This window comes from Pseudomonas sp. 13B_3.2_Bac1 (genome assembly GCF_025466205.1).
GTDB lineage: Bacteria > Pseudomonadota > Gammaproteobacteria > Pseudomonadales > Pseudomonadaceae > Aquipseudomonas > Aquipseudomonas fluorescens_H.
The window spans coordinates 54,965-76,288 of the sequence record NZ_JANLOG010000117.1 but is presented as its reverse complement, the minus strand read 5'-3'; the positions used below and the strand labels follow the sequence as shown (position 1 = coordinate 76,288).

Below are 21,324 nucleotides of genomic sequence, written 5' to 3'. Positions count from 1 at the left end.
ATATCGCTATTGCTGCGAAAACAGGCTGAAAACCGCCATTTTGAGAGGTTGTTTTGCGCATCGACAGAACGCCCTCCACGACCACGACCTCGCCGCTCGCCACGGAGGGCAGCGATCTATGCCTTGAGCTCGACGTTATCCAACGCCTGATTCACCGCCAGCTCCCCCAACATCACCACCTGCGCAATGCCCAACAGCGTCTTACGGCGCGAGACATCCAGCAACGCGGCGAAATCGTTGAGCATGGTCGTGGCGGAACCCAGGGATTCACTGGCGTTGGCGAGCAGGGATTCGGTGTCGTAGGCCGGGTTGGCGAGGAACATCGGTTTGGATTGATCACCGCTGGCCATGATCTGGCTGGCCGGGGTGAGGTAGTGATCGAGGGCGCGCTCGGCGGCTTCGTGGAGTTTGCGGGAATCGAGGGATTCGTAGGGGGATGCGGGGTCGGATTCGGGTGGATTCGGTGTTGGTTTGAACATGGTGTAACTCCTGACGGATAAACGAAAAGGAGCCATCACTCTCGCTACCAAACGAAGGGTGGAGGCCATACGCAGGTTGGTAGACCGGTCGTCAGGAACCCCGGCGCATCCGAAGACGCCCCGCGCATGACCACCATAAAACGAAGACGAGAAACGCCTTCGCAAGACAGTAGGCTTGTGCTTCTGACGGAGGCGGGCTACCAAACCCGATCACTGGTTTTCAGTGACGTAGGGACGATAGAACCCGCGAGCTAGACGCACAAGCCGGCGGATTCTGTCTTAGGTGTAGGGGGAGGCGCAAGGTGGTGTAGGGCATGGATGGTGACGCCGATACGTTTTTAAACAAGCTTAGATTTACTTAGTCATCTGGGGCGTTTACAGCCGCCCGCCCTTTGTTCCAGCACCGAGATTGACTGCCTGATAGAATGTCCCATGGACCGCATTTTCATAGAAAAGCGGAGCAGACAAATGTCGCTCGTGCTCCAAGACCAATACGCCAAAGCTACTCATACGGAAGCTCTTGTTCTCCAAGGTTCTGTTATCGCTTTCACGCTAAGGACCTTCCCAAAAAACCTGACTTAATACCGTTCGTAGAAAAAAGCGATTTTCGTTCCTGCTTTTGGCATCGACACACCGTTCACAGCAATGCGAGGACGCCATCGAGCAGAACAGAATACTGGTTGATGAAGTTTTGCTACGATCGTGGACGCGACCTGGAAGCTTTGGGGAAGCGTCATGCGAGGGATTGGCAGGCTTTTGTCGTATGGGAGTGCGAGCAAAAAATATGAACGTCCTCGCCACTATGCTAAGGGCGTTTCTAAATGATTAAAAAGGCCCGAAGCCTTCTTGGGATGAGACTGCATTAAATGAAATACACGCTTGCCGAATTCTTTTGTGGTTGCGGGGGCACCTCTCGCGGCTTTACTCGCTCGGGTCGATTCAATGTTGTGCTTGGCAATGATGTGAAGGCCGAGGCACTCAGAACCTTTGCTTACAATCACCAGAATGACGATGTTCCCCCCATCACAATTCGCGAAGATATTCGCACGCTAGAAATTTCTCAGATCCATAATGCCATGAAGGAGCGCGGAGTTGAACCGGGTGATTTAGACTGCATGATTGGCGGGCCGCCTTGTCAAGGTTTTTCCCAAATGCGGCGAGTCGAGCATCGAGAAAAGGGAAAAATCGTAAAACTTAGCGGGTACAGTAAACTGGCTCATGACCCGCGCAACGACTTAGTATTGCGTTACCTGGAAGTGGCGGAGGCGCTGCGCCCAAAGTTTCTAGTCATCGAAAACGTTCCGCAGATGCTAAACCACGGCTTTGAAGGCAGGCTTGGCAAGCTCTCCGAAATCGTTATTGAAATGCTGGAAAAAGACCTTGGCTATAAGGTGGAAGTCGCTGTATTGAATGCTGCAGACTATGGTGTTCCTCAGTTACGCGAGCGCGCCATCTTCATCGCCAGTTCAATTGGTAACGCATCGCTCCCCCCCGCGACACACGCCGACCCTTCCAAACCGCATTTACTGGCACAAGGCCGTTTGCCATGGGTAACTGTGGGCGATGCAATACGAGATCTGCCATTACCCTCTGACAAATTGGATGAGATAGGTGGTATGGGGCTGGATCTTTATACCGCCCCCCCGAGCATATATGCAGCGGCCATGCGTACTTCGTCCTCATTTCCCTATAACCACGTCACTCGCTCCTACAAGCAAGCGATACTAAACATCATTAGGGAAATGCGTCCTGGTCAAACATGGGACGCAGAGAGCAAACGCATGCGCGCCAGCTATGACCTCGCCATTGATAAACTTGCGAGTGAGCAAGGGATCTCTAGCACAGTTGCTCGTGACCTGTTAGAAGAGTCCGGCCAGCTGAACCCCGTCTTCTACAAGAATTACTACTCGAGCGCATATACTCGATTAGCCTGGGATGCACCTGCTCTGACCATTACGGCCAACGCGAACTTCCTTGGTTCCGGGCGATACTCTCATCCCGAAGCGCTTCGCGGTATCACCATGCGCGAGGCTGCCAGACTTCAGTCCTTCGATGACGACTTCCGCTTCATCACTTCCGACAATGAGCACTTGGACAGCACTCGCACAGGGATAGGCATGGACATGATTGGCGAAGCTGTACCGCCTGGATTGGCGCAAGCCATCGCAGAACACTTGGCGACTGAGCTCGATGCGCACCGTTCGGGTCTTCAACGGCAAGAACAAGCAAAAGTCGTCTACGCCTAAAACAAAAGGGTCCTAAATGCCTCTCTCCAATGATCAAGCTAAAGAGCTGGCGCACGACGCTGTAGATATTTTCCGAACAACACCCACACTTCAAGTTTCCCGCTGACGTAATTTGGCAAAATCCACCGCCAGACATTCAATCCCAATTACCGCTCGCCCACATCAGCCAAAGCGGCTGATGTGGATGGTCTATTGGAAAAAACGGAGCTCTGGCCGAAGCCCAACCTGAAACGCGTTACGTTAGCTCGACAGCGGCGTATCGATTCGGTCCAAGCTTCGTACGCTGCGCAACTCCAACTACTCCGCTTCTGTTGCCAATTCAACTCGAGCCAGCAACCTATTGATTCGTCTCTAATCGAAGATCGAGTTGGAAAGCCACGTATTTTCTGTCGCGGAACTCGCCAACTTTTACCCATCAATGATGGTTAGCCCGCAGGTAATCCCGTCCGGTATTTCGAGCATGGGCAAGAGTTTACCATCACGAAAACTCGCAAAACACTCGGGCGCTGAGTTCAAGGTATATCTGGTTTAGCCACAATGGCCTGACGACAGCGACCTGTTCGGCTATGTACCGACACTTTCTCCCCCCAGCTTATTGAGGGAACACTTACTATCCGCATAGTAAAAGCTAGAGAAAACCCAACACCCTGACGATCATGCAGCGGGTCACCTAATCAGAGCGGAAAGCCAAAAGGCGCCCCGAGGGATTCATCCGAAAGACTTAGCTAACTAACTCGATAGGCAACCTACCAAACCACGAAGGAGAGCGACAAGCTGAGAAATGGGAGGCAGAATTCCACATTGCTCGTGCAGTGCACATAGATCGAATACGCATGAACGGGCAATATGCCATCTCTGGGTTGTGCTAGGGGGATGAGATCCCTTAGGATCACTTACCCCCCCAACTCATCAAGGACACGAAGCAGTCGAGCTTCCAAGATCCAATAAAAGGATGGAGTATCAATGCACAGTTTCTACGATCGTCTAAAAGCAGAACGCAACGATAGCAAGCCTCTGACTGAGTGCATTCATAACGTAGTCGAAAAACTTACCGCTAGCGGAACGTCTATGGATCAGCCTGGGATGCTCCTAGGTAAGATCCAATCCGGTAAGACTGGTGGATTTCTTGGAATCATTGCTAGAGCCTTTGATCATGACTATCAAATTGCATTGGTACTTACAAAGGGCACTAAAACGCTTGCACAACAGACAGTAAGTCGAATCAGCAGCGATTTCAAAACTTTCATTGATGACGAACAAATAATCATATTTGACATCATGAATCTACCAAAGCTAACCCGCCCAGATCTTAAGAAAAAAATTATTATAGTTGCAAAAAAAGAAATAAAAAACCTAGAACGGGTAATAACATTCTTCAGTAATTACCCCGCACTGAGAAATGAAAAAGTACTACTTGTTGACGATGAAGCTGACATGGCAAGCGTACGCTTTGCAAAAAAGAAAGGACAACCGGATCTAGAGCAGGGCGCAATAGCGTTGCAGTTAGATAATTTGAGACGACAAGTCCCAAAAATTTCGTTCCTTCAGGTTACCGCCACACCTTATGCCTTGTATCTTCAACCAGAGTCTTACGACCCGTTTGTGTACCTCGCCAAAAAGCCGCAATTCACTGAACTACTCCCAATTCACTCAGCCTACGTGGGAGGCGACCATTACTTTGGCGATCACGGCACCAATGACTACAGAAGCAAATTATTCATTGAAGTTCCTGAATCCGAACAAAATGCCCTACGTCCGAAACACGCCAAATCTGTAGAAGTTAAGGACATCTGGACCACAGAAAGTATCAGTACATTAAGGCGCGCTGTTCTTTCCTTCTTGCTGGGAACAACCATTCGACGCCAGCAACAAAAGAACAAAAATGAAAAACAGTGCAAGTACTCGATGATCATTCATAACGACACCCAGCGTTCCGCACACGACTTACAAGAGAAAAACGTAAATAATGTAATCACGGCTTTCGAGTCCGCTGCTGCGTCTGACACTGTAGAATTCAAAAAATTATATAAGCTGTGCTTAGAGGATCTAGCTGAGTCAGTTCAGTGGCAAAGCGGCGAGACGATCGATAGCGTGGCAACGTATACCGAATTAAAGAAGTTACTCGCAGACGGCCATCATTTAGTGCAAGTCGTCAACTCAGACTCACAGGTAGCTTCATTACTAGATCCAGCTACTGCGGAATTACACCTTCGAGTCCATGCAAATATTTTTATTGGTGGAAGCTTGCTGGATCGAGGAATTACTATCCCTTCTCTTATTTCTTTCTTTTACGGAAGGAATCCAAAGAGAATGCAGGCAGACACTGTACTTCAGCATTCACGAATGTACGGAGCCCGACCTGAAAAAGATCTAGCGGTCACTCGTTTCTACACATCGCTATCAGTATTTACGCGATTGAAGATGATTCATCACTCCGACACCGCGCTACGCGATGCGTTTGATGAAAAAGGAGAGCATTCGTCTATAATTTTTATCGAAAACAATTCTAAATCTGGAATTACTCCTTGTTCTCCAAGCAAGGTGGCGATGAGCGAAGTGATTTCGGTTAGGCCAGCCGGTTATTTACTCCCTCAAGGTTTTAATACAAAAAGCGGCACTACCGCGGCTGCAGCTTTATCGAAACTAGATCATTCGCTTGATCAATATAAAGATAAAGCCGCTTTTTCTGAAATATCCGTTGAAGAAGCGTTGAGCCTTATCTCGACTGCTCAAAAATCGATTACCCTTGATCCAGCAAGCAGATTTCAGTGGGATGCAATGAGTGGCCTGGCAAGGTATTACAGTAAAAATTCGGGCGGCAAAGTAAAAATCTTGGTTGCTACAAAACGGAAGATCAGTTTTAAATCGAAAGACAAAACCGGTGAATCCATAGTTGGTGCTGGGCCTTTCAGAAAATTGCTGGCAGATACAAGAACAGCACCAGCATTAGTATTTTTGAGACAGGAAGGTCCTGACTGGAAGGGAAACATGCCATTTTGGTGGCCTGTGTTAGTGGCTCCTACCGATACTAGTACTTGTCTCTACGCCTCATAACAGCCAGGGGTAGCGGGTTTACCGGCTCCCCCTCAAACCAACCAATAGCGCTTGGATTAAATAGTCACTTATACAACTATGATTTACCCCTTAAAGCTGACAGACCTTCTTTCACGTCATCAAGCCACTTCCAATCATCGTAAGCCTCTCCACACCTTCGGAGATGTGTGTATCTGCGCAGAGAGTTCCAATCCCTGTACCCTGAACGCTTGCAACTCTTGGAATATCCCAATCCATCTCAAAAAGTCGACTGACTCCTTCATGCCGTAAGTCATGGAAATGCAGATCCTCAATGCCTAACAACGGACAAACCCGAGTGAGGACGCCGACACCGACTTGCCGTTGTAGGGGAAGATTTCCTTTTCCGTTTTCGGCATGGTCTGAATGATCGCCCAGGCCTCATCAGACAAATGGCACCACACGTTATTGCCAATTTTCTGCCTTGGTTTTTTCATGTCCCGCACCAAAACCGCCTGGCGGGCGCAGTCGAGATCATCCCAGCGTATCCGCGTGATTTCTTCCTGCCGACGCGTCGAGAAGATCGCAAAGGCGATCAGCTTCGGCATGTCGATTTGGGCTTTGCGCCGCGTCTGCATCTCAAAGAAATGCTTCCTCAGCTTGTCCAGCTCTTCCAACGTCGGCCGACGGTTGCGTTACTTGCTTTTGCTGACCACGCCCAACCTGCGCAGCACTTTGCGGGCGTCCGGCATGGCCAGCGGATCCACCTCATAACCCCAAGCCGGCCGCGCCACCGACAACACCATCCCCAGGTGCGACAAATCGTTCGCGACTGTCTGCGCCTGGACGCCGCCACCCTCCTTGCTCATTCGCCACTGCGCGAACTCCACCAGCTTCTGACTACTCAGCGCCACGTCGTCGAGCTCGCCCAACCAAGTTTCCTTGATCGCCTTCAGCGTCGCGTTCTTGGTTTTGCCCAGCGGCCGGATCTTCTCGTACTCGTGCAGATACTGCTCGATCATCTTCCTGATCGTTTTACGGTTTGCGCACTCAATAGCACCTAGTTCAGCCAGCTCCGTCTCACGCCATTTGATCCGCGCTTGGGCGACCTGCTTACGGTCGAAGGTTTGGCTTTCCTGCTAAACTGTGCGCCCGTCCCGATTGATCCGTATCTGCGCCGTAGGCCGTCGAGTTGTCCTTGCGCTTGCGTGATGTGATCGTGCCCATTTCCAGTTGCTACATTGCCGAATGTCGGTTGCTACATTGTAGCAACCGACTTCAGAAATCATAGAAAAATGGGTAAAAACCGCTGTATAAAAGATCAGTATCAATGAATTTCGAAAAACCTGAAGCGCCCGTAAACACTAGCCACGCCCGCTCCGAGCCGTCTCGTCGCTTCAGTGTGGCCCCGATGATGGATTGGACGGATAGGCATTGCAGGTACTTCCTACGCATCCTGTCGAAGAACGCCCTGCTCTACACCGAGATGGTCACCACCGGCGCTCTCCTCAACGGCGATCACGAACGTTTCCTCCGTCACAACGAAGCCGAGCACCCGCTGGCGCTGCAGCTCGGCGGTAGCGTTCCGCTGGATCTGGCCGCGTGCGCGCGCATGGCGCAGGAGCATGGTTACGACGAGGTGAATCTGAATGTTGGCTGCCCGAGTGATCGGGTGCAGAACAATATGATCGGTGCGTGCCTGATGGGGCATCCGCAGTTGGTGGCGGATTGTGTGAAGGCGATGCGCGATGCGGTGTCGATTCCGGTGACGGTGAAGCATCGGATCGGGATCAATGGGCGGGACAGTTACGCCGAGTTGTGTGATTTCGTCGGTACGGTGCGGGATGCCGGGTGTACCAGTTTTACCGTGCATGCGCGGATTGCGATTCTGGAGGGCTTGTCGCCGAAGGAGAATCGCGACATTCCGCCGTTGCGGTATGACGTGGCGGCCCAGTTGAAGGCGGATTTTCCGGAGCTGGAGATTGTGCTGAACGGCGGGATCAAGACGATGGAGGCCTGCCATGAGCATTTGCAGACCTTTGACGGTGTGATGCTCGGGCGTGAGGCTTATCACAATCCGTATTTGCTGGCGGAGGTCGATCAGCAATTGTTCGGCAGCAGCGCGCCGGTGATCAGCCGTGCTGAGGCGCTGGCGCAGTTGCGGCCGTATATTGCCGAGCATTTGCAGGCGGGCGGAGCGATGCATCACATCACCCGGCATGTGCTGGGTTTGGGCACCGGGTTCCCGGGGGCGCGTAAATTCCGCCAGTTGTTGTCGGTGGATATTCACAAGGCCAAGGATCCGCTGGCGTTGCTGGATCAGGCCGGCGAGTTGCTGCAAGGCCGTTGATAGATGGTTTGAATGTGCGGGCAACGAATGAGCGTTGCTCGGAGTTTTTATGTGCTGACAGGATGTCTTTTGTTTATGCCCGCGTTTCGCTGTGTTTCGTTCAAGCGTTTTATCCCCCTCGCTCTACTCGCCACCGCCTCTGCCAGTACTCACGCCCACTGCGATTTCATTTGTGGCGCGGGTGAGGAAAGCCCTTTGCAGATCACGCAGTTCACCGGTTTGATGGTGGCGACGACGGTGTTGTCGCCGTTCTACGCAACCTCCAAAGTTTCCGGTCTCAATAAACGTATTTACTCGCCAGAGGAAATCGAAGCGGCGCGCTATTACCTCGCCAGCGACGGCATGCTGCAAGCCGCGTATTTCACATCAGCCTTGCAGCGCTACCGCCAAGAGTCGCCCAACTTGAAGTTGAACGACCTCGCGGTTGCTACATTGATCAGCAGTCAGTGATCACGCCGCCGCTTCCGTCCAGTTAACCCAGCCAAACACCCACGTCGCCAGAATCAACAAGCCAAACGCGATCCGATACCAGGCGAACGCGGCGTAGCTGTGGTTGGCGATGAATTTGAGCAGGCCGCGCACGGCGATCATGGCGAAGATGAAGGCGATGACGAAACCGAGGGCGAACACCGGCAGGTCGCTGGCCTGGAACAGGTCGCGGTATTTGTAGCCGGAGTACACGGCGGCGCCGACCATGGTCGGCATGGCGAGGAAAAACGAGAACTCTGTGGCGGCTTTCCGGGACAAGCCGAACAATAAACCGCCGATGATGGTCGAGCCCGAGCGCGACGTGCCGGGGATCATTGCCAGGCATTGCACGAAACCGATCTTCAACGCGTCTGACCAGCGCATGTCGTCGACGTGATCGACGCTCACCACATGGTTGCGCTGTTCGGCCCACAACATGACGACGCCGCCCACCACCAAGGCCATGGCCACGGTGATCGGGTTAAACAGGTATTGATGGATTTTGTCAGCGAACAGTACCCCGAGGACCACCGCCGGCAGGAAGGCGATCAGCAGGTTGAGGGTGAAACGTTGCGCATTGCGTTGGGTGGGCAGTCCTTTGACGATGTCGAAGATCTTCGGGCGGAACTCCCAGACTACGGCCAGGATTGCCCCCAGTTGAATAATGATGTTGAACGCCATCGCGCGTTCGCCGCCGAAGTCCAGCAAGTCGGCGACGATGATCTGGTGGCCGGTACTGGAGATCGGCAAGAACTCGGTCAGGCCTTCCACTGCGCCTAAAATCAACACCTGGATGAAGGTCCAGAAATCCATTAATCCTCCGTCAGAGCGCTCTTGATGAGCGACCGGTCAACTGTATTCAGGAATTGAGTATCTGAAGTTAAACAATCGGTATAACGCGACACCCATTGCCTGATCAGGCGACGGAGAATATGTCTTATCAAAAGACACACTCAAGCCATGTTAATAATCGTCCGCCTACGAACCGCTCGAAAAATATTTAGGCATTTAGTAGAAAAAAGTTGGATCAGCCAATAAAGTGTGATCAAGCTCACACTATCTCACGATCACGGACAGTGGCAATTGGACATGAATAAAGCCGTGGCCATAGATTCAAAATAGTGGCACAATTCCACATTGCCACCATGTAACGACTAGTTCACAGCCCCGAGAAAATCAACTAAAAGCTTGAAATGCTTAATTATTGTTAGAAAACTCGGGAGCCACGTCTAAAAATCGCGTGAATGTTACCAATTGTCAGTCACAGATGAGAACCGGTGCTTTAACATCCCGATGTCAGCACCTAATTCGAGTCAATGCATGATGCTCTCAGGGAACTTGGCGACTAGAAGTCCGCGCCCGACAAACGACGTACCCGGTGTTCTCACTCTGGGCCGAACCTGTGGCGTGGCCGAACATTTTAGAGCGCTGGTCGCAAAGCACGTACGCACTGATATGGCACTTGAGGCCAGTTCGTACACTAGTTCATTTAAGCACAATGAACTTTCTGGTTCGTATCGAGCCATCTTCATCGTTATCGACACTCCGCAAGCGCTGGAAGACAATCTTGCGCTGATCGAGAACCTGCGCACCAATAACTTGAAGCCGATCATTTGCGCGGTCATTACCGGTCGCGGCGCGTTCAACAAGATCAAGTATTTCCTGGCCGGGGCCGACTTCTGTATCAAACTCAACACCCTTTCCGACGAGGGCGACGAGTTGCTCGGTGAGTTCTTCAACAGTGAAGAATGGCAGCGGGATATCAACCTCACACTCGACCCTACGCGCATCTGCCTGCTGGGCGGCACCAGCCAGAAACTCGACATCTCGTTTGCCGAGATGAAGATCCTGGAAGCCTTTGCGCAGACCAGCAATCACATTCTCAGCCATGATGAAATCGCCAGCATCATGGGGCTCAATACCAATTTCTACGACCCGAGGGCGCTGGAAAAATCCATCAGCCGCTTGCGTGGAAAAATCAAGGACATGTATGGTACGAACGCGATTCAGAGCATCCGCGGCTACGGCTATCGCCTGATGCGGGGTCTGATATCGACTGCCTGACTCTCGGGCAGCCATCCTCTTTGCATACTTACGAAGGATCGTCATATGCAACCATACCGCTCTAGTTGTACTTCATACCTAATTATAATCAAGCAATTGAATGAGCACGGCTACACCGAACCATAACAATAAACTTAACAACATAGCAGCAGAACGAGTGGAATTTATCGAGGCCATTTTGGGCCCAGACCCTGCCTGTCGGTTACTTCCAAGGAAGTTATTGCTCGCCTGCCGATTTATCTTTTCGCCCATTTTGGTGCACATTTTAGGAGAGAGACATGGAAACTAGTACAACCCTCCCAAGAAAATATTTTGTCGTCGTGACCAACAGTACAACGTCGCAGCGTGAACTTGAGAGCATTCTGTCCAGCGAGCGCTTCAATTCGTTTGGCACGTCTCAGGCACAAATGTTTATTGAAGGTGCTACTTCGCCCTCTTCCACCCCGATGCTGATGGAGTTTTCTTACCCAAGCGGCACTCGGAAAAACGTCGCCCGCACGATTGAACACGATACCCAGCGCATACTGGCCACCCTCGAATCGGAATGGCTCGCCGCACAATCGGCAAACCCGTTTCACCAATCTCCGACAATGAACGCGGACACCGCCCACCCGACTTCAGCCAATGAAGACGGCACACCGTGCAACGAAACCTGGCATCTGGACAACGATCAGGGCGCTCTGGTCAAGGAAGGCGTCGAGATCAGCCTTACCGGACTGGAAACCGCACTGGTGCGCAAAATGCTCCATCACGAGGAACGTGTAGTCAGTCGTGATGACCTGATCCTCAGCATCGGCCGCGAGCCGGAGCAATATCGTGGCCTGGAGATGTGCCTGAGTCGCCTGCAGGACAAGTTCAAAAGCGCGAGTAATGGTGAGCGTCTGTTTCGTGCCGTAAGAAACCGCGGTTATTGCCTCATCCAGGAAATCGTTGCATAAACACGTACGATATCCACGAACAAAACAAACAGAAAACAGTGCGATTACAAAAACAACAAGAGCACTCTGTTTGACTTCACCTCCCTGGTAATAATAGCTCCCTGCCTCCACCCCTCCTACAGTAACAAACACAACATAATTTATTCACCTCCTGCTCTGCGACCTTTTCTAACAACCTTGTATTTGATTATTAAAAAGTTGGCACTGTGCCATCTTGTTAGAACTCGTCAGACACCCTCTCCGACAATAACTTAGTCTATTGATTGACGACAGTTCGGCCTATCGACGTTGTTACCTCAGGACACTCGTCCAATAACAACAACAAGCCTATCTAGCAACTCGGACTTCAACTGTCGAAACCTGAATGGACGTTTTTCTGGGGATATCTCATGGAACTTTCTCTACGGATCAATCGAAATAACGGCCTCAAGGGACTTACCTTCTGGGGCCAATGGGCATTGGCGCAGGCTTTCATTGTTGCGTTGTTATTCATACTGGCTGAACGGCACACAGGCACCGTCGAGTTCTATTACCGCATGTGCGCGACACTGGCGGTACTGGCCTCGGTGCCGGCGTATACGTTCAGCGGCGTGTATCGCAAGCAGGACAATTACCTGACCGGGCTCGGACGTTTGTTCATGGGCTGGTCGATGACCATGGTGGCGCTGGCTTGCATCGCGTTCGTGTGCAAGGCCGACGAGGTGTTCTCCCGCGAGGTGACGCTGAGTTGGGCGGTGTACGGCTTCCTCGGTCAGGCGTTGCTGTACGCACCGTTGCACGCCTTTTCCAAGTACTACCAGCGCTCCCGCACCAGCGCGCAGAAGACGTTGATCGTTGGTACCGGCGAGCTGGCACTGGGTCTGGCGAAGAAGATCAGTCAGGTGGAAAACCTGCCGTTGGTAGGCCTGGTGAGCAATGGCCCGACACCGAATCTGGATTCGGATGCACCGCGTGTGGTCGGTGATCAGGAAGATTTGCTCGAGCTGATCAAAGACCATGACATCCGCCGTTTGTACATCACCCTGCCGCTGGCCGAAGCTGCGAAAATCGAAGCGATGTACGTCGATTTGCTCGGCGCCAACGTCGATGTGGTCTGGGTGCCGGACTTGAACAGTCTGACCCTGCTCAATCACTCGGTGAAGGTCGTGGACGGTCTGCCGGCGATCTGCCTCAACGAAAGCCCGCTGACCAGCCGCCCTACTGCTGCGCTGAGCAAGAGCCTGTTGGAAAAAGGCGTGGCGTTGCTGGCGATAATCCTGTTGAGTCCGATGCTGCTGTTCATTGCGTTGGCAGTGAAGATCAACTCGCCGGGCCCGGTGTTCTTCAAGCAGGATCGCCACGGCTGGAACGGCAAGGTGATTCAGGTGTGGAAATTCCGCTCGATGCGCGTGCACGATGACCGCGAAGTGGTTCAGGCCAGCCGCAATGACACGCGTATTACTGCGGTCGGGCGCTTCATCCGCCGCACTTCGCTGGACGAGCTGCCGCAGTTGTTCAACGTGCTGCAGGGGCAAATGGCGTTGGTCGGTCCACGTCCGCACGCGGTGGCGCACAACAACTACTACTCGGGGAAAATCCTCGCGTACATGGCTCGTCATCGAATCAAACCGGGTATTACCGGGCTGGCACAGATCAGCGGCTGCCGTGGCGAGACCGACACCATCGACAAAATGCAGCGCCGCGTCGAGATGGACCTGCATTACATCAACAACTGGTCGTTGTGGCTGGATCTGAAGATCCTGGTGAAGACGCCGTTTACGTTGTTGTCGAAAGATATTTATTGATGGACTGGTGACAAGCCAGGCGATACCGCAAGGGGACGAAAGTCCCCTTTTTTGTGGGCGGGATTTGGGTAGTGGATCAGGCTGTTGCGATGGTGGCAGTGCCGGCGCCTTCGCGGGCAAGCCCGCTCCCACAGGGTCCGGCGGCGTTCACTCAAATCGGGCACACCACAAAATCACTGTGGGAGCTTGCCTGCAAGCGATAGCGGTGGATCAGGCAACATGGATTTTGAATGGACTGGCGCCTTCGCGAGCAGGCTCGCTCCTACAGGGATCGGGGTATGGATCAGGTATTCGGTTCACCCCGAACCACTGTGGGAGCGTGGCTTGCCCGCGAAAGCGGTGGGTCAGGCAGCGCAGATGTTGAATGTGCCGACGCCTTCGCGAGCAAGCCCGCTCCCACAGGGGATCTCGGTATGGATCGAGATATCCGCTTCACCCCAATCTACTGTGGGAGCGTGGCTTGCCCGCGAAAGCGGTGGGTCAGGCTGCACAGATGTTGAATGGGGCCGACGCCTTCGCGAGCAAGCCCGCTCCCACAGGTCTCAAGGGGTTTTCGGGATTACTCGGTAATCTTCGAGAAGTTGCGGTAGAACATGTCGCCCTCGCGGCTATCGGTCATCGAGTGCAGCTGGAAGCTGCGATTGAGCCTGGCGCCGCCGTCACGGGTCAGGGGGGCCCAGACCAGGTTGGCGCGGCGCATGGTCGACATGCTCATCATTTCGTCGAACGGGATCGACAGGTAGAGGCCTTTGTCGAAACTGCCTTCGCCATACTCGGCACTGCCGGCGGTGGTGATCGTGGCCCAGGCGCCGAAGCGCACGCCGTTGAAGAACTCGCGAGAGATGTCGAGCGTGCCGCCCCAGTCGCCGGCCAGGTAGCGACCGACGCTGACCGCCGCCAGCGTGTCGTACGGCAAGTCGGTGTAGCCGGTGATGTGCCCGGTCCAGACCGAATAGTCGCGCAGGCCAAAACCCTGGTCGAACTCGCGCTGGCGCACATAGTTCAGATCCGCCCCCACCGACCAGCGCTCCCCGGTCGGACGGAACAACACCTCACCGCCGACGCCGGCAAACATCGACTCCAGATAACCACCGTAGACCATGCCATACAGGTCTTTGTCCAACTGCTCGGCATGGCTGACCTGGAACAACGGCATGGTCACTTCCGAGGTGGTCAGGTACTGACGCAAATCGGTACGCACCCGCGGCAGACCGCTCGGCGCATCGTAGGTGAACTTGTCGAAGTTGTTCACCAGGTTGGCACTGACCAGCCCGCTCCACCAGGTGTTGCGGTTGAAGCGGTACTCGGCGTCCGCATCGGCACTCAATTGATAGAGCAAACCATCCGGGCCGCCGACGTTTTGCTTGAATCCCAGACCGACGCCATAGCTGAAATGCTGCGGCGCTTCGCTGTAGAGGGTTTTCTCGTTGTGCGGCATCGCCGGGTTGATCTCGGTGGTGCGGTGCAACGACTCCAGCGGCTCCTCATTGTTGATCACTTCGCGGAAGGTCTGGCGCGGCACGCTGGTCTCTTCCAGCGGCAGGTCATAACGCTTGTTGACCACGGTGAACCAATTGATGTCGTCATTCACACTGTTGTCGAGAATCCGGCTCGCGCGGCCAACGGCCTTGGACGAATGGAAGTAGCGCTGCTGCTCGCCGTAGACGATCAGCTCGGAATCACGCTGACTGATGCGCTCGACCTTGTACCCGGCATTTTGCTGCAAGCGTTGCGACACGTCGGCCCAGTTGACCTGTTCCAGCGGCGTGATCGGCATCTTCGCCGGCAGCGGTTCAGGCGTCGGATCGTAGGTCTTGGCCGGCGCCTTGCGGCTGACGAAATTGGTATGGAACGTGATGCCGAACATCGCCGTGTTGCCCCGCTCCCACGCCGCGCTGACGTCCACCGAATCCGCCACCTTGAACACCGCGCCGAAGTTGATCGGCGAGTCTTGCTTGATCACGTTGTCCTTCGGCTCGTGCTTGTAATCGTTGCCTTCGTATTCGAGTTTCAGGCTGAGTCGATCCCACGGTGTCTGATAGCTCACACCACCGAAGAACGACGGCTTGCCACGGAAGTACGAACCGGCGTTGACGTCACCGGTGCCTTCCAGGGCCGGACGGGTCTTGAAGCGATCGTCGAGGTAGCCCAGCGGGTTGTCGAGGTCGCCACGATTACCGAGATACCCCCAGGCAATGCCGGCGCTGAAATCGAAATTATCAAAGCGCTTGTTGGCGACGAAATATTCGCTGGCGAACAAGCCGGTACCGCCAATGTCTCGGAAGCCCAAAGCGACATCAGGGGCCCAGTGGGTTTCCTGCCACAGCCGGACTTTGGCATCGACCGCCTTGTCCTTATAGCTCTGGCTGCCGCTCATCGACTCCGGCCCGTACGGGCGGTTGGTGATGGCGGTGTAGCGGAACGAGCCTTCGAGCCAGTCCAGTGGCTGCAGCGACACGCTGTAGCGGCTGTAAGGCTCGGTGCGGTTGGCGTTGACGCTCAGCTCGCCGGCCGGGGCCATGCGTGCGGTCGGCGTCTGCAACAGACCGGTGCCACCGAAATCATTCTGGGTAATACGCGGCTCGGCATGCACCAGACCGCACGGCAATAACAACACAGCTGCAACACGTAACTTCAACGAACCACCTCAGCCAGCTGCGTGGCAATCAATTCGGCCAACTGCTGATTCAGTTCAGGAACAGGCGGATCCAGATCATCATTTTTCACCGGCACCAGAATCTTGCTGCCGGCCACGGGAAACTGCCCGCTCTCGCGATTCCAATGCGCGATACCCACGCGCCGGACTGCACCATTGGGCTGGATCAGCCACAGGTAATCGGCCTCGGCATCGTCCAGCGGCGTGCATCTTTCCAGGTACTCGCGCGCCTCCAGCAGAGGCTGATAAGGCAGGTGACAGGTTTCGGCGACGGCGCCCAATACCTGTACCTCGTCGACCCGTTTCGGGTAGATCAGCCGATCACCATCGTCGAGACGAATGTTGCGCGCAAAACCGACTTCCACCGCGACCGGATCAAGATCCGCGACCTGGCGCCCGGTGACCGGCATCTGCCGCACCTGCTCGGCCAGGCGCAACGCCAGCGCCGCGCGACTCGGGCGGTCAAACAACGAAGCCATGCGTTGCAGCACATCGAGATCGAACAACACGCCGGCCTTGAGCCGGGCCTGCTGTTCCAGCAACGACTGGCGCAGCAACTCGCCGGCCAGCCAGTAACCTTCGGCATTCGGTACGGCCACGCTGATCACGTCGAGCAAGCGCCCGCCCGGCGGCAATTCCACCGGCCCCGGGTTGGCGACATCGCCACTGACCGTGACCGCTGCCTGACTGACGCCGCTGAGCAACAGCAAACCCGCCGAGAACCTCCGTAAGCGCTTCATGGCAGGTGCCTGCGATCGGGGGTCAATTGCACGATGCGCACGCGCATTTGCGCGGTCAGTTGCTGCTCGCTCTGCAGGATGAAACCGTCCACAGGATCGACCCAGTAATGGTTGGTCGCGCGCAGGCCGATGGCCGGGACGTCGATACGTTCGTCAACACGCAGCACGGTGTATTGCTTGTCGAGAATGTCCAGGGTTTGCGTGGATCGGCGGGAGAACCGGCTGTTGACGATCAAGCCAACCTCCTGGCCCTTGTACAGGTCGATCCAGCGCTGACTGGTGAAACCATCGGCGACTTGATGCAGGCCGCGTTTGAACGGCGCGTTGTCGGCCAACCGCGTGCCGTCCAGATCGCCCTCGACGCCGAGGCCAATGGTGCGCACGGCGAGGCCGTCACGCAGCAGCAACACCTGTTTGCCGGAAGCGACCCAGAACTGCAGATCATCACGCTCACGCACCAGCGCCAGCACCCCGGAGCCGGAGGGCGTGGTCAGTTTGACTTGCGGATACTTGACCTCGGCCACCTGGGCCGCGCTCACGTCCAGCTCATCCGGGCCGATCACCGCCGACTTGAGGTTGCGCACCGAAGCGGTCATCAGCGGGTTACAGCCACACAACATCAAGGCCGCCATCAGGCAGACGCCAACTTTCAAGGTTTTCACGGTCGGCCTTATTTGCTGTTGTTACTGAATTCGCTCCAGTTCTTCGCAGCGGAAGCCCCGGTCCCGACAATCGATGCCGACGGCACCAGTTGGCTGATGAAGCGGTTCCAGCGCGTGACGTTGGCCGGGCCGACGTACACCACATCCTGGGGACGCACTTCAAAGTGCGAAGCGAGTGCCATGGCGGTCGGCGACTGGGCTTCCAGTTGATAGATCTTCGCCGGCTCGACATCGAGGTTTTCCACCCCGCGAATCACGTACACCGCGTTGCCGTTGGAAGTGGTCTGACTCAGACCGCCGACCGAACCGAGCACGTCGGAGAGGTTCATCGTCGCGGTCTTGAAGCTCAGCGCACGGGGCTGATTGACTTCGCCCATGACGTAGATGCGCTTGTTGTCGTTGTACGGCAGGTACAACTGATCGCCGCCCTTGAGGAAGACGTGCTGCAACTCGGAGTCCTGCTGGTTGAGCGAGTCGAGATTGAGCGGATACACCCGGCCATTGCGGGTCAGCAACAGGCCCGACAGGTCAGCGTTATTGGTGTCGATACCGGCAGTACCGAGGGCTTCGACCACGCTCAACGGGTTGGTGGAAATCGGCTGCGGACCGGCCTTGGCCACGGCGCCCGAGACCACTACTTTCTGACTGGCGAAACGCAGCACCGCGACATCCACTTGCGGCTCGGCGATGAACGCCGACAGTCGGGATTCGATGTCCGCACGCAACTGTTGAATAGTCTTGCCGGCCGCCTGCACTTCCTTGATGAACGGGTAGTACAGCGTGCCATCGGAGCGCACCAATCGACCGTTGGCGTCGATCTGCTGTTGTGCCCCCGATGGCGCGGTCAGCTCCGGGTGATCCCAGACCGTGATGTACAGCACATCGTTGCTGCCGATGCGGTATTCCGCCGGCGTCGCCAACAATTCCGCCGGCACCGTCTCACGCTTTTGCGTGGCGCGGGTCATCGAGATCAGCTTGGGCGTGATCGGAATCAGCTCGACCCGACTGCTTTCGCTGGCGCCCTGGCGCGTGATGTCGCCGGTGCTCAGGTATTGGCCGGGGGAAAACATGCAACCTTGCAAAGCGATACTTGCCAACAGCAAAAGAGAAAAACTACGAGTCATAATGGCACTACGCTATTCAAGGGCGAATCTAAAAACAAAGTCACCCGACTTGCGTCGGGCGACCCTGTACTGCACTAACAAATGTTCCTGTTAGTTGTGCGTGCCGGTTGTACCGGTGGTACCCGTAGTACCGGTGGTACCGCCGTTGGCACTTCCACCACTGTTGGACGCCGCCACTGCACTGGCAACCATTGCCGTACTGGCAGCAGGCGCGGTAGAAGCCGCGACACTGCCAGATACATTGGTCACCGCAGTAAGCGGCGCTTCAGCAGCGGACGCCCAGTTGCTCAACATCGTCAACAGGGCAATCGCCATCACTTTTTTCATATCAACTCCTTTCTAACATTCGGCCTGTTAAAAACCGGCCTGTGTTAGCGGTGGTAGCGTTCAAGTCCGCAAAATGCGCGAACAAGATCCGTCGCTCTTTCACAGTCTTACCCAACTGATAAAAGTCGAACGGCAGGTTTATATCTACGGACTTGCAAAAGGCATTTCCAGCGTATTTTCCCGACGATATCTAACACCTGACCGAAACTAACATTCAGTATTAGAACGACATCATTCGAGATAACCGCGCGGATGATTGGATTGCCAGCGCCAAGTGTCGGTGACCATGTCCTGCAAACTGCGCGTGGCTTTCCAGCCGAGCTCTTTGGCAGCCTTGGAAGCGTCGGCCCAGCTCTCGGCAATGTCACCGCTGCGACGCGGCATCACCCGGTACGGCACTGGTCGCCCGCTGGCCTGTTCGAAGGCATGCAGCACTTGCATCACGCTGTAGCCGTCGCCGGTGCCAAGGTTCCAGGTGTGAATGCCCGGGCGTCCGGCAATCGACTGCAAGGCCTTCAGATGGCCATCGGCGAGGTCGACGACGTGGATGTAATCGCGCACCCCGGTGCCGTCGATGGTCGGGTAATCGTCGCCGAAGATCGACAACTCCTGCAGGCTGCCGACCGCGACCTGGCTGATGTAAGGCAGCAGGTTGTTGGGAATGCCGTTAGGGTCTTCGCCCAGGTGCCCACTGTGATGCGCGCCGATCGGGTTGAAGTAACGCAGCAAGGCGATGCTCCAGCGCGGCTCGGCCTGGCTCAGGTCGCGCAGCACGTTCTCGACGATCAGTTTGGATTGACCGTAAGGATTGGTCGGAATACCGGTGGGGAAATCCTCGCGGATCGGCATCTGCTCAGGCTCGCCGTACACCGTGGCCGACGAGCTGAACACCAGCCGGAACACGCCCGCTGCGGCCATCGCCTGACACAAGGTGATGCTGCCGCCGACGTTGTTTTCGTAGTAATCCAGCGGCTTGCGCACGCTCTCGCCGACGGCCTTGAGCCCGGCAAAATGCAGCACCGCGTCGATTTGATGCTCGCGGAAAATCCGGTCGAGCAACGCCCGGTCGCAGACATCGCCGCGAATCATCAGCGCGCTTTTGCCGCAAATACCTTCTATCGCGTGCAGTGCCGCATCGCTGCTGTTGCAAAGATTATCCAGTACAACAACTTCATAACCTGCTTCAAGCAGCGCAAGTGTGGTGTGCGAGCCGATATAGCCGGCGCCACCCGTTACCAGAATCTTCATAGCGCGGTCCGTCATTGGATAAGTGACAAGTAGCGTGTCAAGTCCCTTTTATTCAATCTGTGGCGCACCACACAAATAAGGACGACAACAGCCTCAAACAAAATTGGTTCAACCACTGGCAATAAATATTTTTGCAGGTCAAACTGTATTGCCCGGTACTTATTAGCACCCCAAGTACACTCATCACTATCAACAGATACCGACTAAAAATAACTAATAACGTTGTTACCGACATCTCATAACATTATCATGTTTTAGCCTTCGCGCTAATTGCCATTAACAACCTGACTCAGGTATTAAAGTACTCGTTCAATAATCATTGAAACTTGTGCGCCTTCGTAAGTGTGCGCATCCGTTGCCTGTGTTCCATGACTGTCCAGGATACTTTTATGATTCGTAAATGTTTGTTCCCCGCTGCCGGTTACGGCACGCGTTTCTTGCCGGCGACCAAAGCCATGCCGAAAGAGATGCTGCCGATCGTCAACAAACCGTTGATCGAATACGCCGTTGAAGAAGCACGGGACGCCGGCCTGCAACACATGGCTATCGTCACCGGTCGGGGCAAGCGTGCGCTGGAAGACCACTTCGATATCAGCTACGAACTCGAACACCAGATTCGCGGCACCGAGAAAGAAAAATTTCTCGCCGGCACCCGCGAACTGATCGACACCTGCACCTTCTCCTACACCCGTCAGGTGGAAATGAAGGGCCTCGGTCACGCGATTCTCAGCGGCCGCCCGTTGATCGGCGATGAACCCTTTGCCGTGGTGCTGGCCGACGACTTGTGCCTGAACCTGGAAGGTGACGGCGTGCTGTCGCAGATGATCCAGCTGTACAAGAAATTCCGCTGCTCGATCGTCGCCATCCAGGAAGTCCCGGCCGACCAGACCCACAAGTACGGGGTGATCGCCGGCGAACTGATGTCCGACGGCATTTATCGGGTCAATAACATGGTGGAGAAACCGGCGCCGCAGGATGCCCCGTCGAACCTGGCGATCATCGGCCGCTACATCCTCACCCCGGACATTTTCGACCTGATCGCCGACACCCAACCAGGCAAGGGCGGCGAGATCCAGATCACCGACGCGCTGATGAAACAGGCGCAGAACGGTTGCGTGCTGGCCTATAAGTTCAAGGGCTTGCGCTTCGACTGCGGCGACGCCGAGGGTTACCTGCAGGCGACCAACTTCTGCTACGACAACGTTTACCTCAAGGGCCGCTGAGAC

The 21,324-nt window shown here is 55.0% G+C and carries 16 protein-coding genes and 1 pseudogene; 8 read left to right on the top strand and 9 right to left on the bottom strand.

The genetic code is table 11. The annotated features are described in order from the left end of the window. Positions 1-116: 116 nt before the first annotated feature. On the bottom strand, positions 117-479 hold the full coding sequence (locus NTD85_RS19570; RefSeq protein WP_262142973.1) for a DUF6124 family protein: 363 nt from the start codon (positions 477-479) through the stop codon (positions 117-119). 866 nt (positions 480-1,345) lie between these two features. Here NTD85_RS19570 and NTD85_RS19565 point away from each other — a divergent pair. Both NTD85_RS19565 and NTD85_RS19560 read left to right on the top strand, forming a co-directional pair. After that, positions 1,346-2,725: a DNA cytosine methyltransferase gene (locus tag NTD85_RS19565; RefSeq protein ID WP_262142972.1), complete on the top strand. Its 1,380-nt coding sequence runs from the start codon at positions 1,346-1,348 to the stop codon at positions 2,723-2,725. A gap of 963 nt (positions 2,726-3,688) precedes the next feature. After that, on the top strand, positions 3,689-5,779 hold the full coding sequence (locus NTD85_RS19560) for a Z1 domain-containing protein (protein ID WP_262142971.1): 2,091 nt from the start codon (positions 3,689-3,691) through the stop codon (positions 5,777-5,779). Positions 5,780-5,855: 76 nt separating this feature from the next. Here NTD85_RS19560 and NTD85_RS19555 read toward each other — a convergent pair. Further along, positions 5,856-6,964: pseudogene (locus tag NTD85_RS19555) on the bottom strand (tyrosine-type recombinase/integrase). 103 nt (positions 6,965-7,067) lie between these two features. Here NTD85_RS19555 and dusA point away from each other — a divergent pair. Continuing rightward, entirely contained in the window at positions 7,068-8,087 is a 1,020-nt protein-coding gene (gene dusA, locus NTD85_RS19550) for a tRNA dihydrouridine(20/20a) synthase DusA (RefSeq protein ID WP_262142970.1), read from the top strand. A 75-nt stretch (positions 8,088-8,162) separates the two neighbouring features. Further along, positions 8,163-8,537 carry a DUF2388 domain-containing protein gene (locus tag NTD85_RS19545; RefSeq protein ID WP_262142969.1) on the top strand — a complete coding sequence of 125 codons (375 nt, stop codon included), beginning with the start codon at positions 8,163-8,165 and terminating at the stop codon, positions 8,535-8,537. Here NTD85_RS19545 and NTD85_RS19540 read toward each other — a convergent pair whose 3' ends face one another. After that, entirely contained in the window at positions 8,538-9,368 is an 831-nt protein-coding gene (locus NTD85_RS19540) for an undecaprenyl-diphosphate phosphatase (protein WP_103520638.1), read from the bottom strand. It lies immediately after the preceding gene. A gap of 507 nt (positions 9,369-9,875) precedes the next feature. Here NTD85_RS19540 and NTD85_RS19535 point away from each other — a divergent pair. The 3 genes from NTD85_RS19535 to NTD85_RS19525 all read left to right on the top strand — a co-directional run bounded on the left by NTD85_RS19535 (position 9,876) and on the right by NTD85_RS19525 (position 13,341). Next, complete coding sequence (locus NTD85_RS19535) at positions 9,876-10,619, top strand: winged helix-turn-helix domain-containing protein (protein WP_262142968.1); 744 nt, start codon at positions 9,876-9,878, stop codon at positions 10,617-10,619. Positions 10,620-10,897: 278 nt separating this feature from the next. Then, positions 10,898-11,557, top strand: coding sequence for a transcriptional regulator (locus NTD85_RS19530; protein ID WP_262142967.1), 660 nt, complete (start codon positions 10,898-10,900; stop codon positions 11,555-11,557). A 389-nt stretch (positions 11,558-11,946) separates the two neighbouring features. Beyond that, a complete protein-coding gene (locus NTD85_RS19525) occupies positions 11,947-13,341 on the top strand; it encodes an undecaprenyl-phosphate glucose phosphotransferase (RefSeq protein ID WP_262142966.1) in 1,395 nt (464 codons plus the stop codon). A 559-nt stretch (positions 13,342-13,900) separates the two neighbouring features. Here the strand turns inward: NTD85_RS19525 and NTD85_RS19520 are convergent. From NTD85_RS19520 to galE, 6 genes are all read right to left on the bottom strand, one after another. Next, on the bottom strand, positions 13,901-15,979 hold the full coding sequence (locus NTD85_RS19520; protein ID WP_262142965.1) for a YjbH domain-containing protein: 2,079 nt from the start codon (positions 15,977-15,979) through the stop codon (positions 13,901-13,903). Then, positions 15,976-16,737 carry a capsule biosynthesis GfcC family protein gene (locus NTD85_RS19515; protein WP_262142964.1) on the bottom strand — a complete coding sequence of 254 codons (762 nt, stop codon included), beginning with the start codon at positions 16,735-16,737 and terminating at the stop codon, positions 15,976-15,978. Before NTD85_RS19515 ends, NTD85_RS19520 begins: the two co-directional genes overlap by 4 nt. After that, positions 16,734-17,399 (bottom strand): YjbF family lipoprotein, encoded by a 666-nt coding sequence (locus NTD85_RS19510; protein ID WP_103484263.1) that lies wholly within the window; start codon positions 17,397-17,399, stop codon positions 16,734-16,736. Before NTD85_RS19510 ends, NTD85_RS19515 begins: the two co-directional genes overlap by 4 nt. Positions 17,400-17,407: 8 nt before the next feature. After that, complete coding sequence (locus tag NTD85_RS19505) at positions 17,408-18,469, bottom strand: polysaccharide biosynthesis/export family protein (protein WP_262142963.1); 1,062 nt, start codon at positions 18,467-18,469, stop codon at positions 17,408-17,410. 144 nt (positions 18,470-18,613) lie between these two features. Next, positions 18,614-18,850: a hypothetical protein gene (locus NTD85_RS19500; protein WP_003226528.1), complete on the bottom strand. Its 237-nt coding sequence runs from the start codon at positions 18,848-18,850 to the stop codon at positions 18,614-18,616. A gap of 231 nt (positions 18,851-19,081) precedes the next feature. Then, a complete protein-coding gene (gene galE, locus NTD85_RS19495; RefSeq protein WP_201137007.1) occupies positions 19,082-20,098 on the bottom strand; it encodes a UDP-glucose 4-epimerase GalE in 1,017 nt (338 codons plus the stop codon). Between the two features lie 389 nt (positions 20,099-20,487). On the opposite strand from galE, the gene galU reads away from it, so the two are divergent. Then, on the top strand, positions 20,488-21,321 hold the full coding sequence (gene galU, locus NTD85_RS19490) for a UTP--glucose-1-phosphate uridylyltransferase GalU (protein WP_103484261.1): 834 nt from the start codon (positions 20,488-20,490) through the stop codon (positions 21,319-21,321). Positions 21,322-21,324: the final 3 nt, after the last annotated feature.

What these genes read in the sequence shown, in the direction of transcription:
- dusA (WP_262142970.1), top strand. Translation starts at nt 7,068, where the DNA reads ATGAATTTCGAAAAACCTGAAGCGCCCGTAAACACTAGCCACGCCCGC.
- NTD85_RS19540 (WP_103520638.1), bottom strand. Translation starts at nt 9,368, where the DNA reads ATGGATTTCTGGACCTTCATCCAGGTGTTGATTTTAGGCGCAGTGGAA.
- NTD85_RS19530 (WP_262142967.1), top strand. Translation starts at nt 10,898, where the DNA reads ATGGAAACTAGTACAACCCTCCCAAGAAAATATTTTGTCGTCGTGACC.
- NTD85_RS19535 (WP_262142968.1), top strand. Translation starts at nt 9,876, where the DNA reads ATGATGCTCTCAGGGAACTTGGCGACTAGAAGTCCGCGCCCGACAAAC.
- NTD85_RS19505 (WP_262142963.1), bottom strand. Translation starts at nt 18,469, where the DNA reads ATGTTTTCCCCCGGCCAATACCTGAGCACCGGCGACATCACGCGCCAG.
- galU (WP_103484261.1), top strand. Translation starts at nt 20,488, where the DNA reads ATGATTCGTAAATGTTTGTTCCCCGCTGCCGGTTACGGCACGCGTTTC.
- NTD85_RS19545 (WP_262142969.1), top strand. Translation starts at nt 8,163, where the DNA reads ATGCCCGCGTTTCGCTGTGTTTCGTTCAAGCGTTTTATCCCCCTCGCT.
- NTD85_RS19515 (WP_262142964.1), bottom strand. Translation starts at nt 16,737, where the DNA reads ATGAAGCGCTTACGGAGGTTCTCGGCGGGTTTGCTGTTGCTCAGCGGC.
- NTD85_RS19565 (WP_262142972.1), top strand. Translation starts at nt 1,346, where the DNA reads ATGAAATACACGCTTGCCGAATTCTTTTGTGGTTGCGGGGGCACCTCT.
- NTD85_RS19560 (WP_262142971.1), top strand. Translation starts at nt 3,689, where the DNA reads ATGCACAGTTTCTACGATCGTCTAAAAGCAGAACGCAACGATAGCAAG.
- NTD85_RS19500 (WP_003226528.1), bottom strand. Translation starts at nt 18,850, where the DNA reads ATGAAAAAAGTGATGGCGATTGCCCTGTTGACGATGTTGAGCAACTGG.
- galE (WP_201137007.1), bottom strand. Translation starts at nt 20,098, where the DNA reads ATGAAGATTCTGGTAACGGGTGGCGCCGGCTATATCGGCTCGCACACC.
- NTD85_RS19570 (WP_262142973.1), bottom strand. Translation starts at nt 479, where the DNA reads ATGTTCAAACCAACACCGAATCCACCCGAATCCGACCCCGCATCCCCC.
- NTD85_RS19525 (WP_262142966.1), top strand. Translation starts at nt 11,947, where the DNA reads ATGGAACTTTCTCTACGGATCAATCGAAATAACGGCCTCAAGGGACTT.